Origin of the sequence: Caballeronia sp. RCC_10 (assembly GCF_041360715.1) — a bacterium.
GTDB lineage: Bacteria > Pseudomonadota > Gammaproteobacteria > Burkholderiales > Burkholderiaceae > Caballeronia > Caballeronia grimmiae.
This window is the reverse complement of sequence record NZ_JBFUPT010000006.1, coordinates 174069-187492: the sequence shown is the minus strand read 5'-3', so window position 1 is coordinate 187492 and position 13424 is coordinate 174069. Positions and strand designations below refer to the sequence as shown.

The 13424-nt window shown below is 63.7% G+C and carries 11 protein-coding genes; 5 read left to right on the top strand and 6 right to left on the bottom strand.

Annotation, left to right across the window (positions count from 1 at the left end; translation table 11 throughout):
- Nucleotides 1–12: 12 nt before the first annotated feature.
- From AB6804_RS14135 to AB6804_RS14125, 3 genes are read right to left on the bottom strand one after another with little or no spacing between them, the layout of a single operon-like run.
- A complete protein-coding gene (locus AB6804_RS14135; RefSeq protein WP_370886954.1) occupies nucleotides 13–609 on the bottom strand; it encodes a chemotaxis protein CheB in 597 nt (198 codons plus the stop codon).
- A 2-nt stretch (nucleotides 610–611) separates the two neighbouring features.
- Nucleotides 612–1448 (bottom strand): protein-glutamate O-methyltransferase CheR, encoded by an 837-nt coding sequence (locus AB6804_RS14130; protein WP_370886953.1) that lies wholly within the window; start codon nucleotides 1446–1448, stop codon nucleotides 612–614.
- Between the two features lie 28 nt (nucleotides 1449–1476).
- Nucleotides 1477–4626 carry a response regulator gene (locus AB6804_RS14125; protein ID WP_370886952.1) on the bottom strand — a complete coding sequence of 1050 codons (3150 nt, stop codon included), beginning with the start codon at nucleotides 4624–4626 and terminating at the stop codon, nucleotides 1477–1479.
- Between the two features lie 168 nt (nucleotides 4627–4794).
- Between AB6804_RS14125 and hpnA the strand changes: the two genes are divergently transcribed.
- The 3 genes from hpnA to AB6804_RS14110 all read left to right on the top strand — a co-directional run bounded on the left by hpnA (nucleotide 4795) and on the right by AB6804_RS14110 (nucleotide 9081).
- The gene (gene hpnA, locus AB6804_RS14120; protein WP_370886951.1) at nucleotides 4795–5805 is read left to right on the top strand and encodes a hopanoid-associated sugar epimerase; all 1011 of its coding nucleotides are present in this window, start codon (nucleotides 4795–4797) and stop codon (nucleotides 5803–5805) included.
- Between the two features lie 194 nt (nucleotides 5806–5999).
- Nucleotides 6000–8246 carry an NADP-dependent isocitrate dehydrogenase gene (locus tag AB6804_RS14115; protein ID WP_370886950.1) on the top strand — a complete coding sequence of 749 codons (2247 nt, stop codon included), beginning with the start codon at nucleotides 6000–6002 and terminating at the stop codon, nucleotides 8244–8246.
- Nucleotides 8247–8487: 241 nt separating this feature from the next.
- The gene (locus tag AB6804_RS14110) at nucleotides 8488–9081 is read left to right on the top strand and encodes a hypothetical protein (RefSeq protein ID WP_370886949.1); all 594 of its coding nucleotides are present in this window, start codon (nucleotides 8488–8490) and stop codon (nucleotides 9079–9081) included.
- 15 nt (nucleotides 9082–9096) lie between these two features.
- Here AB6804_RS14110 and AB6804_RS14105 read toward each other — a convergent pair whose 3' ends face one another.
- On the bottom strand, nucleotides 9097–10299 hold the full coding sequence (locus tag AB6804_RS14105) for a glycosyltransferase (protein WP_370886948.1): 1203 nt from the start codon (nucleotides 10297–10299) through the stop codon (nucleotides 9097–9099).
- A gap of 419 nt (nucleotides 10300–10718) precedes the next feature.
- Between AB6804_RS14105 and ispH the strand changes: the two genes are divergently transcribed.
- Together ispH and hpnH are read left to right on the top strand one after the other, a co-directional pair.
- Nucleotides 10719–11690, top strand: coding sequence for a 4-hydroxy-3-methylbut-2-enyl diphosphate reductase (gene ispH, locus AB6804_RS14100; protein WP_035962908.1), 972 nt, complete (start codon nucleotides 10719–10721; stop codon nucleotides 11688–11690).
- A gap of 14 nt (nucleotides 11691–11704) precedes the next feature.
- On the top strand, nucleotides 11705–12862 hold the full coding sequence (gene hpnH, locus AB6804_RS14095; protein ID WP_370886947.1) for an adenosyl-hopene transferase HpnH: 1158 nt from the start codon (nucleotides 11705–11707) through the stop codon (nucleotides 12860–12862).
- A gap of 69 nt (nucleotides 12863–12931) precedes the next feature.
- Here hpnH and AB6804_RS14090 read toward each other — a convergent pair whose 3' ends face one another.
- Nucleotides 12932–13171, bottom strand: coding sequence for a type II toxin-antitoxin system VapC family toxin (locus AB6804_RS14090; RefSeq protein ID WP_370886946.1), 240 nt, complete (start codon nucleotides 13169–13171; stop codon nucleotides 12932–12934).
- A 37-nt stretch (nucleotides 13172–13208) separates the two neighbouring features.
- Nucleotides 13209–13403, bottom strand: a complete 195-nt coding sequence (locus AB6804_RS14085; protein WP_035962904.1) for a YbdD/YjiX family protein — start codon at nucleotides 13401–13403, stop codon at nucleotides 13209–13211.
- Nucleotides 13404–13424: the final 21 nt, after the last annotated feature.

Here is a 13424-nt window from a genome sequence, read left to right as displayed (position 1 = left end):
CGTTCATAGCGTTCATCTTTGCATCCGGCGTGTGCGTGTATGCGTGGCGAGGCGCGCCGCCATGTCGTCGAGCGTGAGCACCTCGTTGGCCGCGCCTTGTGCGATCGCGGCCTGCGGCATCGAAGGCGCCGATGCCGTGTCCGGGTCCTGCGCCCAGCATGCGCCGCCCGCATCGCGAATGGCGCGTGCGCCGCGCCCGCCGTCGTCGTTCGCACCCGACAGCACGATGCCGAGCAGCCGCTCGCCGTAGGCATGCGCCGCCGATTCGAACAGCACGTCCACCGAAGGACGCGAGAAGCGCACCGGCGGATCGACGGACAGCGCAATCGCGGGCGGCGCGCCGTCTTCGGCCTCGACCATCATGTGATAGCCGGGCGGCGCGAAGTAGATGACGCCGGGCGCGATCACGTCCTTGTCGAACGGCTCCTGCACGGGGATGCTGCACCGCTCGGCGAACAGTCCCGGCAACAAGCTCGGCTGTCCCTGCCGCACGTGCACGACGATCAGCACGGGCAGCGCGAATTCGCGCGGCAGCGCGGGCAGCAGCAGATTGAGTGCTTCGACGCCGCCCGCCGAAGCGCCGATCACGATGGCGTCGATGGTGCTCATCGCTATACCTTTTGATAGAGCCGCTCGCGCGGATTGAAGTCCGCGAAGCTATCGGCGTGCTTCGAGAAACGCAGGCTCTCCTTGCTGCCGAGCCCGAGAAAGCCGCGCCTCACGAGCGAATCGCTGAACAGACCGAGCGCACGATCCTGCAGTGCGCGATCGAAATAGATCAGCACATTGCGGCACGACACGAGATGCGCTTCGAGAAACACGCTGTCGGTCGCGAGGCTATGGTCCGCGAACACCACACGCGACTTGAGCGTCTGCGAAAACTTCGCCGCGCCGTAAGCCGCGTGATAGTAGTCGGAAAGCGAACGTTTGCCTCCAGCCGCGAGATATTTCTGGCTGAAGCCCGCCAGCCGTTCCACCGGATAGATGCCGCTTTCGGCCTGACGCAGCGCTTCGGCGTTGATATCGGTTGCATAGAACACGGTGCGGTCCGCGATCTTTTCCTCCGCGAACAGCACGGCGAGCGACCACAGCTCCTCGCCGCTGCTGCAGCCCGCGACCCACACCTTGATCGACGGATACGTCTGCAGGATGGGCACCACCTGCTCGCGGATCGCGCGGAAATACGAGGGATCGCGAAACATCTCGCTAACCTGCACCGTCAGGTATTGAAAGAGCCGCGCGAACAGCGCCGGCTCGCGGAGTATGCGCTCCTGCAATTGCGAAAGCGTCGTGCATTCGAGATCGTGCACCGCCTGCGCGAGCCTGCGCCGCAGCGAACTTACCGCGTAATGCCGGAAGTCGTGCTGATACCTCAGATAGATGGCTTCGAGAATGAGCTTCAGTTCGATGTCGAACGTGGCTTCTTCATCGTGCTTGCTGTCGTTCATTGCGTCGGTCGCTGCGTCCGTCGTTGAGTCATCGCTGCCGCAACCATACGCGGCACAAAGAAACGAGCTTATCCACATCGATGGGCTTCGATATGTAATCGTCCGCACCTGCCTCGAGACATTTTTCGCGATCGCTCTGCATCGCCTTTGCGGTCAGCGCGATGATCGGCAGGCGCGCATGTTCCGGCCGCTTGCGAATCTCGGTCATCGCGGTGAGGCCGTCCATCTCGGGCATCATCACGTCCATCAGCACGAGATCGATGTCGTCGTGACGCGCCAGCGCTTCGAGCGCCTCGCGTCCGTTGCGCGCGATTTCGAGCTTCGCGCCGAGCGGCTCGATCACGCGCGACAACGCGAAGATGTTGCGCACGTCGTCTTCGGCGAGCAGGATGGTGCGGCCTTCGAACACGTCGTCGCGCTGACGCGCCGCGCGCAACATGCGCTGCTGTTCCGGCGGCAACGCGCTTTCGACGCTATGAAGGAAAAGCGTCACTTCGTCGAGCAGGCGTTCCGGCGATTTCGCGCCCTTGATGATGATCGATTTGGAATAACGGCGCAGGCGCTGTTCTTCTTCCTGCGAAATCTGCCGCCCCGTGTAGACGATCACCGGCGGCGACGAAAACTCGCTGCTCGTCGATACTTTCTCGAGCAGTTCATAGCCCGAGCCATCGGGCAGCGCGAGGTCCATGACGACGCAATCGAAGTTCGCGCGCTGCAATTCTTCGACGGCCTGCGCGATCGACCCCGCTTCGACGATGCCGACCGTCTCGCTCGCCAGCAACGCGTGAATGCTCTGGCGCAACACGAGATCGTCCTCGACCACGAGCACGCGCCGCATGCCTTGCGACGACCGCGCTTCGAGCTTGCGGATGGCCTGCGCCAGTTCGTCCCGCGCGCTCGGCTTGAGCGTGTAGCCGATTGCGCCGAGATGCAGCGCGACGTCGGCGTGATCGGTCGCGGAGACGATATGGATCGGGATGTGGCGCGTGAGCGGATCGTGCTTCAGCCATTCGAGCACCGTGAGACCCGACTGATCCGGCAAGCCGACATCAAGCAGAATGCCGTTCGGCTGCAGGGAGCGCGCCAGTTCGACGCCTTGCGTCGCGTTGGCGGCATGCACGCAGTCGAAGTCCAGTTCGTGCGCGAGATCGTAGAGAATACCCGCGAAGCGCCGATCGTCTTCGATGACGAGAATCACGCGGTCCGGCCGCTGCCGGTTCGCGCGGTCATCGGCGATGCCGAGATGCTCGGGCTTCGGCGCTTGCAGATCGGGCTGCGATGGCGGCTGCACGGGCGCGGAAATCGGCGCGGGCGGCGGCGGCTTCACCGCGGCGGGTTCCGGCTCGCTCATGTGGCCGATCGTATCCAGCTTCGCGGTGACGGTGCCTTCCCGCGCGGCGATTGGCAGCGTCACCGAGAATATGCTGCCACGGCCCACTTCGCTCGATACGCCGACCGAGCCGCCCAAAAGACGCGTGAACTCGCGCGAAATCGACAGCCCCAGACCGCTGCCGCCGTATTTGCGGCTCGTGGTGCCGTCGGCCTGCTGGAACGCCTGGAAGATCAGGTCCTGTTTGTCGCGCGGAATGCCGATGCCCGTATCGCGCACCTCGAAGCGCACCGCGTCGTCGCCGGCCCGCTGCACCGCGACCGTCACGCTGCCGCGCTCGGCGAACTTGAACGCGTTCGCGAGCAGATTGCGCAGCACCTGCAAGAGCCGCTGGCTGTCCGTGACGAAGTACTGCGGGACGTCGTCGGCCACTTCCGTGATGAACGACAGGCCCTTCGTCTCCGCGACCGGCGTGAACGATTGCCGAAGCGCCCGCAGCAGCGATTCGACGGCGGCCGGGGCGAACTGCACGTCCATCTGGCCGGCTTCCACCTTCGACAGATCGAGGATGTCGTTGATGAGCGAAAGCAGATCGCTGTTGGACGAATGAATCGTCGCGGCGTAGCGCACCTGTTCGTCGGTGAGATTGCCCTGCCGGTTGTCCTCCAGCAGCTTTGCGAGGATCAGCGAGCTATTGAGGGGCGTGCGCAACTCGTGCGACATGTTCGCGAGGAACTCCGACTTGTACTGACTCGCGCGCTCCATTTCGAGCGCATTCGCGGTCAGTTCCTGCTGCGCGTGCAGCAGTTCGGTCTTCTGGCGCTCGAGATGCTGCGCGTGTTCTTCGAGTTGCACGTTGGTCTGTTCGAGTTCCGCCTGCTGCTGCTCGAGCCGCGCCTGCGAATCCTGCAGCGCGCGGCCGCGCTCTTCCAGTTCCTCGTTCGAGACGCGCAGTTCTTCCTGCTGCACCTGAAGCTCTTCGCTTTGCCGCTGCGTTTCTTCGAGCAGTTCGACGAGCCGCGTGCGATAGCGCGCCGATCGCATGGCCATGCCCATCGCTTCGGACGCCATCTCGAGCAGCGTGCGGGCATCGTCGAAACGCCCTTCGTTGCCGACGAAACCGATTTCGAGCGCGCCCGCGACGTCGCCATCGGCGAAAAGCGGCGCAATGACCACGCGCGATGCCGCCGCCGAGCCGAGCGCCGAGCCGGCCTTGAGATAATGCGCGGAGGCGTCGCCGACTGCGAGCAGGCGCTTGTCCTGCACGGCCTGGCCGACGAGTCCTTCGCCGAGTGCAATCCGGCGGGGCGCGCCGTCCTCATCGGGAAGCGCCCAGGCCGCGATGCGTTGCAGCGAGTCGCCTTCGAGCAAATAAACGACGCCGACCTTCGCGTTCACATACGGGATTATCGAACGCAGGATGCTGACGCCGATCGAAGCCGGAGACTGCTCTCCGCGCAACTGCAAGCCCATCTGCATGGTGCCCTGCTGGAGCCAGGCGGTGCGTTGTATGGCAAGCCGCGATTTGATATATAGATGCGCCACCACGGCCAGCACGAGCAGCACGAAGATGCCCATCGCGCGATTGATCTGGAGCACTTCGTGCGAGGTGGGCGCGTCGCCGGTGGCGAACATGTAGCCGAGAATCATCAGCACGGACGCGACGCCTGCCGTGACGAGCGGCACGCCGGGGCGGTCCACCCACATGCAGAGCACGACGGGCAGCACATAGAACACCCAGATCGCGGAGCGCATCGGCGTGAGAACGTCGACGGCGAACACGGCCGCGAGCGAAAGCGTGATGGCGATATAGATCCACAGAGCGTGGTTGCGATTGTCTTGAGGCATCGTTGACCGGTAGTGACGTTTTTCGGGGCCGCGCGCCCCGCAGCAGGCACGGACCTTAGCACGAGCCGCAACGCCTTGTCACATGGGCTTGAGCGGGCGATTAAAACGGCGATTGTCGCGCGGAACTAGTTCCGAAAGCCGCGCGTCACGCGCATCGAAGAGGTAACAATGACTGATTTTTCCGGCTCACGCGTGCTCGTCACCGGCGCTTCTGGCTTCGTCGGCTCCGCGGTTGCGCGGCTCGCCATCGAACGCGGTTTCGACGTGCGCGTGCTGGTGCGCGCGACGAGTCCGCGCAAGAACGTGGAATCGCTCGATGCGGAAATCGTCGTCGGCGACATGCGCGACGAAGCGTCGATGCGCGCGGCGCTTCAAGGCGTGCGCTATCTGTTCCACGTCGCCGCCGACTATCGCATCTGGGCGCCCGATCCGAGCGAAATCGAGCGCGCGAACCTGCAAGGCACGGAAGCCACGATGCGCGCGGCGCTCGCGGCGGGCGTCGAGCGGATCGTGTACACGAGCAGCGTGGCGACGCTCAAGGTGACGAGCTCGGGCGCGATCGTCGACGAGACGAAGCCTTCTGATGCCGCGAGCACGATCGGCGCGTACAAGCGCAGCAAGGTGCTGGCCGAGCGCGCGGTCGAGCGCATGGTGGCGAACGATGGCCTGCCCGCCGTGATCGTCAATCCGTCGACGCCGATCGGTCCGCGCGACGTGCGGCCGACGCCGACCGGGCGCATCATCGTGGAAGCGGCGACGGGCAAGATTCCCGCGTTCGTGGATACCGGGCTCAACCTCGTGCATGTCGACGATGTCGCGCATGGCCACTTGCTCGCGCTGGAGCGCGGCGTCATCGGCGAGCGATACATTCTCGGCGGCGAGAACCTGCCCTTGCAGCAGATGCTCGCGGATATCGCCGGCCTCGTGGGCCGCAAGCCGCCGACGATCCGCCTGCCGCGCGGGCCGCTTTATCCGCTCGCGATCGGCGCGGAACTGTATGCCAAGGTCAGCGGCAAGGAGCCGTTCGTCACCGTCGACGGGCTGAAGATGTCGAAGAACAAGATGTATTTCACGTCGGCGAAGGCGGAGCGCGAACTGGGGTATCGGGCGAGGCCGTATCGGGAAGGCTTGCGGGATGCGCTGGAGTGGTTTCGGGGTAACGGGTATTTGGGGGCATGAAAAGGCCAACTCTTCTATAAGACTTAAAAAATATTAAGTCACTGATCCGTAAGGAAAAAGCACCGTTTTCCACCCGACGCCGCACGTCCTTTCACACGCTTGGCGCCTGAAATAAGGCAAAATAGCGGATTGATGCCGGGGTGTAGCCGACCGGCGGTTTTCTTTCAACCCGTTTCTGGATGTCGAGACTAGCGATGAGTAACCAGCAACCCACCATCATCTACACCCTGACCGACGAAGCTCCGCTGCTCGCCACCAGCGCCTTTCTGCCGATCATCCGCACCTTCACGACGCAGGCCGGCGTCAACGTCGCGACCAGCGACATCTCCCTCGCGGGCCGCATCCTCGGCGAATTTCCCGAGTTTCTGAGCGAAGAACAGCGCGTTCCGGACAACCTCGCCGAACTCGGCCGCCTCACGCAGTTGCCCGACACCAACATCATCAAGCTGCCGAACATCAGCGCGTCGGTGCCGCAGCTCGTCGCCGCCATCAAGGAACTGCAGGGCAAGGGCTACAAGGTGCCCAACTTTCCTGAAGAGCCGAAGAACGACGAAGAAAAGGCCATCGCCCAGCGCTACTCGAAGTGCCTCGGCAGCGCGGTGAATCCGGTCCTGCGCGAAGGCAATTCGGACCGCCGCGCGCCGCTCGCCGTCAAGAACTACGCGAAGAAGCATCCGCACAGCATGGGCGAATGGAGCATGGCTTCGCGCACGCACGTCGCGCACATGAAGCATGGCGACTTCTATCACGGCGAAAAGTCCATCACGAACGACCGCGCGCGCGAGGTGCGCATGGAACTCGTCACGAAGAGCGGCGAGACCATCGTGCTGAAGCCGAAGGTCAAGCTGCAGGACGGCGAGATCGTCGACAGCATGTTCATGAGCAAGAAGGCGCTCGTCGCGTTCTACGAAGACCAGATGGAAGACGCGCGCAAGACCGGCGTCATGTTGTCGCTGCACGTGAAGGCGACCATGATGAAGGTGTCGCACCCCATCGTGTTCGGCCACGCCGTCAAGGTGTTCTACAAGGAAGCGTTCGCCAAGCACGCGAAGCTCTTCGAAGAACTCGGCGTGAACGTGAACAACGGCCTCGTCGATCTGTACTCGAAGATCGAAGCGCTGCCGGATTCCCAGCGCGATGAAGTCATCCGCGACATGCACGCGTGCCACGAACATCGCCCGGCGCTGGCGATGGTGGATTCCGCCAAGGGCATCTCGAACCTGCACGCACCGAACGACGTCATCGTCGATGCCTCCATGCCCGCGATGATCCGCGCCGGCGGCAAGATGTGGGGCGCCGATGGCCGCCCGCAAGACACGAAGTGCCTGATTCCGGAAAGCACGTTCGCGCGCATCTATCAGGAAATCATCAACTTCTGCAAGACCAACGGCGCGTTCGATCCGCGCACCATGGGCACGGTGCCGAACGTCGGCCTGATGGCGCAGAAGGCCGAAGAATACGGCTCGCACGACAAGACCTTCGAGATTCCGCAGGACGGCACGGCGCGCATCGTCGACAACGCGACGAACGAAGTCATCGAATCGCTCACGCAGCAAGTCGAGCAAGGCGACATCTGGCGCATGTGCCTGGTGAAAGACGCACCGATCCGCGACTGGGTCAAGCTCGCGGTCACGCGCGTGCGCAACTCGGGCATGCCGGCGGTGTTCTGGCTCGATCCGTATCGTCCGCACGAGAACGAGCTCATCAAGAAGGTCGAAACGTACCTGAAGGATCACGACACCGAAGGGCTCGACATCCAGATCATGTCGCAAGTCCGCGCAATGCGTTACACGCTCGAACGCGTGATTCGCGGTCTCGACACCATCTCGGTCACCGGCAACATTCTGCGCGACTACCTGACCGACCTGTTCCCGATCATGGAACTCGGCACGAGCGCGAAGATGCTGTCCATCGTTCCGCTGATGGCGGGCGGCGGCCTGTACGAAACCGGCGCGGGCGGCTCGGCGCCGAAGCACGTTCAGCAGCTCGTGCAGGAAAACCACCTGCGCTGGGACTCGCTCGGCGAATTCCTCGCGCTGGCGGTATCGCTGGAAGAACTCGGCATCAAGAGCAACAACGCGAAAGCCAAGCTCGTCGCGAAGGCGCTCGATGCCGCCACCGGCAAGCTGCTCGACAACAACAAGGGCCCGTCGCCGAAGGCTGGCCAGCTCGATAACCGCGGCAGCCAGTTCTATCTCGCGATGTACTGGGCGCAGGAACTCGCGGGTCAATCGGAAGACCGCGAAATCGCCGAGTTCTTCGCGCCGCTCGCGAAGGGCCTTGCCGAGAACGAGCAGAAGATCGTCGAGGAACTGACCGTCGTGCAGGGCAGCGAAGCGGACATCGGCGGCTACTACAAGCCGGAAGATGCGAAGCTCGAAGCGGTGATGCGTCCGAGCAAGACGTTCAACGCCGTGCTGTCGCAAGCGCAGGCGAAGTAAGGCTGTATCGGCGCGGGCCGTCCGGCTCGCGCTTTCCGCGCGGCGTCGTTCCATTCGTTTCGTTGGTCTGGAGCGGCGCCGCCGCGCTTTCCCCTCCGCTTTGTTCCGGCAGTACGCAGACGCATTCGCGTCGTCTGCATCGCGTTTCTCATGCATTTGGTTACAACGTGTGCCGGCTCGCGCGCAAGCGAGCGGTTAAAATCGTTGCCTCCGCTGCCAGCTTCGCAAGACATACACACGCATGAACCTACATGACCAGCTCGGCGCGCTGGAGTCGAGCCTCGATGCGCTCCTCCGGGCCGCCGCCCATCCCGCTGCCGTTGCGCCTGCTGTCGTATCAACCGGCGAAACCGCGAACGATGCCCCCGCGCCGCTGCCCTTTCACGCCCACGATGGCGAGCAGGTCGGCGTTCCGGCGGAGCCCCGCGCGCTGAATACAGCGAACGAAGCTAAAGCAGAGCCCGAAGCAGAGGCAATGGCAGAGCCAGCGGCGGAGGCGCAGCCCGGCACGCCGCCCACGCTCACCGTGTCGCGGCCCGACCGCGATGCGATTCAGATGAGCATCGGCGGCCAGTCCGTGTTGTTGAATCCGGAGGGCGTGTCGGAACTGATTCAGGAGCTGTCGAACGTGCGGGCGTCGATGTCGGCTGAGCAGCCGATGGGCGTCGCGCCCGGCTGGCGCTTCGCAGCGACGAAGAATCCGGTGATGGCGGTGCAAAAGCAAGCCAATGGCGACCGCCTGCTTCTGATGCGTCACACGGGTCACGGCTGGGTGCCGTTCACCTTCTCGCCGGATATGGTCGTCGAGTTATATGCGATGCTGACCAAGCGCTGAGCCGGCCGGCATCGTTCACGGATTTTCCTGCGTCGGCGCCTGAACGCGCGCCTTCCACTGCCCGCCCTTTCCGCTCCAGTAACGCACAGCCGAGCCAATCGTCGCCGATACGTAGAACAGCGCGACGAGCGGCAGCAGCGGCGCCCACAGCAAGGATCGCCGGTAGTAGCGCAGCATCGGTCCATAGGCGACACACATCATCGCCCAGGCGGCGCATGCGGGCCACGCGCGCGCGCCGCACGCCAGCGACAGCACCGGCGGCGCGAGATAGATCACCGCCATCCCGAGCACCGTGCCCGCCAGCAGCAGCGGCGAGTAGCGCAACTGCGTGAACGCCGTGCGAGCGATCATGTTCCAGATTTCGCGCCAGTCGTCATAAGGACGCAGCGATTCGCTGCTCTGCGCGAGATCGAGACGGATCGGGCGCGCATCGGCCTTGCCCGCGCGATGCTTGATGCGCTGCGCGAGACTGCAATCGTCGATCAGTTCGCGGCGAATCGATTCGATACCGCCCGCTTCCACCAGCGCCGAGCGGCGCACGAGCATGCAGCCGCCTGCCGCGCCCGCCGTCATTTTTCGGGTGTCGTTGACCCACGCGAACGGATACAGTTTCGCGAAGAAGAAAACGAACGCGGGAATCAGCGCCTTTTCCCACAGCGAATCGCAACGCAGGCGGACCATCAGCGAGACCAGATCGCGATCTTCGAGAATCGTGCGCGCGACGAGTTGCGTGGCGGCATCGGCCGGATGGTAGATGTCGGCGTCGGTGAGCAGCAGGAACTCGGCCGGCAAGCCGAGCTTGTCGATTGCCTCGATGCCCTGCGACTGCGCCCACACCTTGCCCGACCAACCCGGCGGCAGCGGCTTGCCGGTCAGCACGGTCAGGCGGTCTTCCAGGCCCAGATCGCGGGCGGCGCCGAACGCGGCGGCGGCGGTGCCGTCGGTGCTGTGATCGTCGACGACGATCACGTGGAACGCGCCCGCATAGTCCTGTTTGAGCAGCGAGCCGACCGCGCGGCCGATGACATCCGCCTCGTTGCGCGCCGGCACGACGGCGACCAGCGCGGGCCACGCGCCGCGTCGCGCGATCTCGGCGTTGCCGACCGCGTGAACGGTCGACGGCGACAACGCGGGCGCGGGCTGCGCGCGCCAGAAGCCGCCGCGAGCAAAGAGCAGCACGATCCAGATGAGCAGGGACAACCAGGCGATCAGTAGCATGAAGAGACTTGGGCGGCGAGTTGCGACGGTTGCGACGAATGAGGGCGACAAGCCCGGCGGCATCGCGCGGGCGAATGCAGTTGCATGAACGGGCGATGCGCTTTGCGGACCGTCGTTCGAAAGAAAGCGGATGAAGCGGCATGCACGGCTTTCGGGCGTCCGCTAGTGTAATGACTTCCGCCGATCGCCGTATTTCACTCGGGCTACAGCGTCTTGCAAGGCGCGCGGCTGCAAGCGTTAAAAAAGGGAACGCGTTAGAATACGCGGTCAACTTCGGCGAGCAGACAAACTTACCGGACGTTAGATTCCGGTTGCTTTTCGGGCCGTCACGCGCGGGTTGCGTGAAGCGTCCCGATAGCGAAAGCACAAGCGGCCCGCCCGATTACCCGAAACCCGCGCCAGTCGGAGTTCGTTCGAATATGCGTATCATCCTTGCTCAACCCCGCGGCTTTTGTGCGGGCGTGGTCCGTGCGATCGAAATCGTCGATCGGGCGCTCGAACGGCACGGCGCGCCCGTGTACGTGCGTCACGAGATCGTACATAACAGGCACGTCGTCGATAACCTGCGAGGCAAGGGCGCGCGTTTCGTCGAGGAACTCGACGAAGTGCCGCACGGCGCGGTCGCAATTTTCAGCGCGCACGGCGTCGCGCAAAGCGTCGAGCACGATGCCGACGCCCGCGGCCTCGACGTGCTCGACGCCACCTGCCCGCTCGTCACCAAGGTGCACGTGCAGGGGCGGCAATACGTGTCGCAGGGCCGCACGCTGATTCTGATCGGCCATGCGGGACATCCCGAAGTGGAAGGCACGATCGGCCAGATTCCGGCCAAGGTCGTGCTCGTACAGAGCGAAGCCGAAGTGCAAGACATGGCGCTGCCCGCCGATACACCCGTCGCCTACGTCACTCAGACGACGCTTTCCGTGGACGACACGCGCGGCATCATCGATGCCCTGCAGCGCCGCTTCACCGATATCGTCGGCCCCGACACGCGGGACATCTGCTACGCCACGCAGAATCGGCAAGCCGCTGTGCGCGAGCTGTCGACGCAAGTGGACGTGTTGCTCGTGGTCGGCGCCACCAACAGTTCCAATTCGAACCGCCTGCGCGAAATCGGCGCCGAGAGCGGCGTGCCGAGCTATCTCGTCGCGGACGGTTCCGAGATCAAGGCCGAATGGTTTGCGCATGCGCAGACGGTCGGCATCACGGCCGGCGCTTCGGCGCCTGAAGAAATGGTCGAACATGTGATCCAAGCCCTGCGCGCGATCGGCCACGTCGAAGTTACGACGATGAACGGCCGCGAGGAAAAGGTCGAATTCAAACTCCCCGCGAAGCTATTGCAGCCGCTTGCCGCATTGTCGGCAACGACGGCGACGGCGATTCGCGAAGAATAAAGGAGAGGACGTCAGTGTCTATTCCGATGCTTCAAAAGGCCCGCGTAGGCGCCTATATCTTCAAGCAGCACCTGACGCGCAACAAGCGCTATCCGCTCGCGCTGATGCTCGAGCCGCTGTTCCGCTGCAATCTGGCGTGTAATGGCTGCGGCAAGATCGACTATCCGGACCCGATCCTGAACCAGCGGCTGTCGCTCGAAGAATGCCTCGGCGCGGTCGACGAGTGCGGCGCGCCGGTGGTGTCGATCGCCGGTGGCGAGCCGTTGCTGCACAAGGAAATGCCGCAGATCGTGAAGGGCATCATCGAGCGCAAGAAGTTCGTGTATCTCTGCACGAACGCGCTGCTAATGGAAAAGAAGATGGACGACTATCAGCCGAGCCCGTACTTCGTCTGGTCCGTCCACCTCGACGGCGATCAGGCGATGCACGACCATTCCGTGTCACAGGACGGCGTGTACGACAAGGCGACGAAAGCGATTCGCGAGGCGAAGCGCCGTGGGTTTCGCGTGAACATCAACTGCACGCTGTTCAACGATGCGAACCCGGAACGCGTCGCGAATTTCTTCGATACGCTCGGCCCGATGGGCGTGGATGGCATCACCGTGTCGCCGGGCTACGCTTACGAGCGCGCGCCGGATCAGCAACACTTCCTGAACCGCGACAAGACGAAGACGCTGTTCCGCGAAATTTTCAAGCGCGGCAACAACGGCAAGAACTGGTCGTTCAGCCAGTCGGCCATGTTCCTCGACTTCCTCGCGGGCAACCAGACGTATCAATGCACGCCGTGGGGCAACCCGGCGCGCACGGTGTTCGGCTGGCAGCGTCCCTGCTATCTGCTCGGCGAAGGCTACGCGAAGACCTTCACGGAGCTGATGGAAACGACCGACTGGGACAAGTACGGCACCGGTAACTACGAGAAGTGCGCAGACTGCATGGTGCATAGCGGCTTCGAGGCGACCGCGGTGATGGACACCGTTGCGCATCCGCTGAAGGCGCTGGGTGTATCGCTGCGCGGGCCGCGCACCGAAGGCGCGTACGCGAAGGAACTGCCGATCGACAAGCAACGCCCGGCTGAGTACGTGTTCTCGAAGCACGTCGAGATCAAGCTGGAGGAGATCGGCCGCGCGCAGAAGAACGGCAAGGGTGCAAAGCAGGCGGCTGCTGCGCATTGAGGCTTGCTTTGGTTTAGAGATGAGCGAAGGGCGGATGGCTTGCGAGGCATCCGCCCTTTCTACTGGCGGCTACCAGATCGTCTTGACGTGCTCATAACTTCGAATCTGCTCGTCCTTCGTCACCAGCGGAGCCGATAGGGAACGCGCCGTTGCGACGATCATCCGGTCCGCCGGGTCCTGATGGAAGTTGCCCGGAAGATCAGCCGATGCCAGGGCGATGTGACGATCGATGGGCACGAACTGCACGCCTTCGATCCTGCTAACCTTATCCAGCCAGGCCGAACGCAAAAAGAAAGCGCGCCGACTCATCACCGTCGCGCTTCTCAGAATTGCCAGACAAGTTAGGTCAACAACACTTCCCCGCCCCCGACCCATACCGCGCTTCCTGACGCTCGCGGAAGAACTCCGCATACGTCATCACCGGCTGGTCGGGATGCGTGTTCTGCATATGCGTGACGTACGCGTCGTAGTCGGGCATGCCGACCATCAGGCGCATCGCCTGGCCCAAGTATCGTCCCGCTTGCCGAAGATCGCTGAACATTGCCGCCTCCTGTGCCTCGCA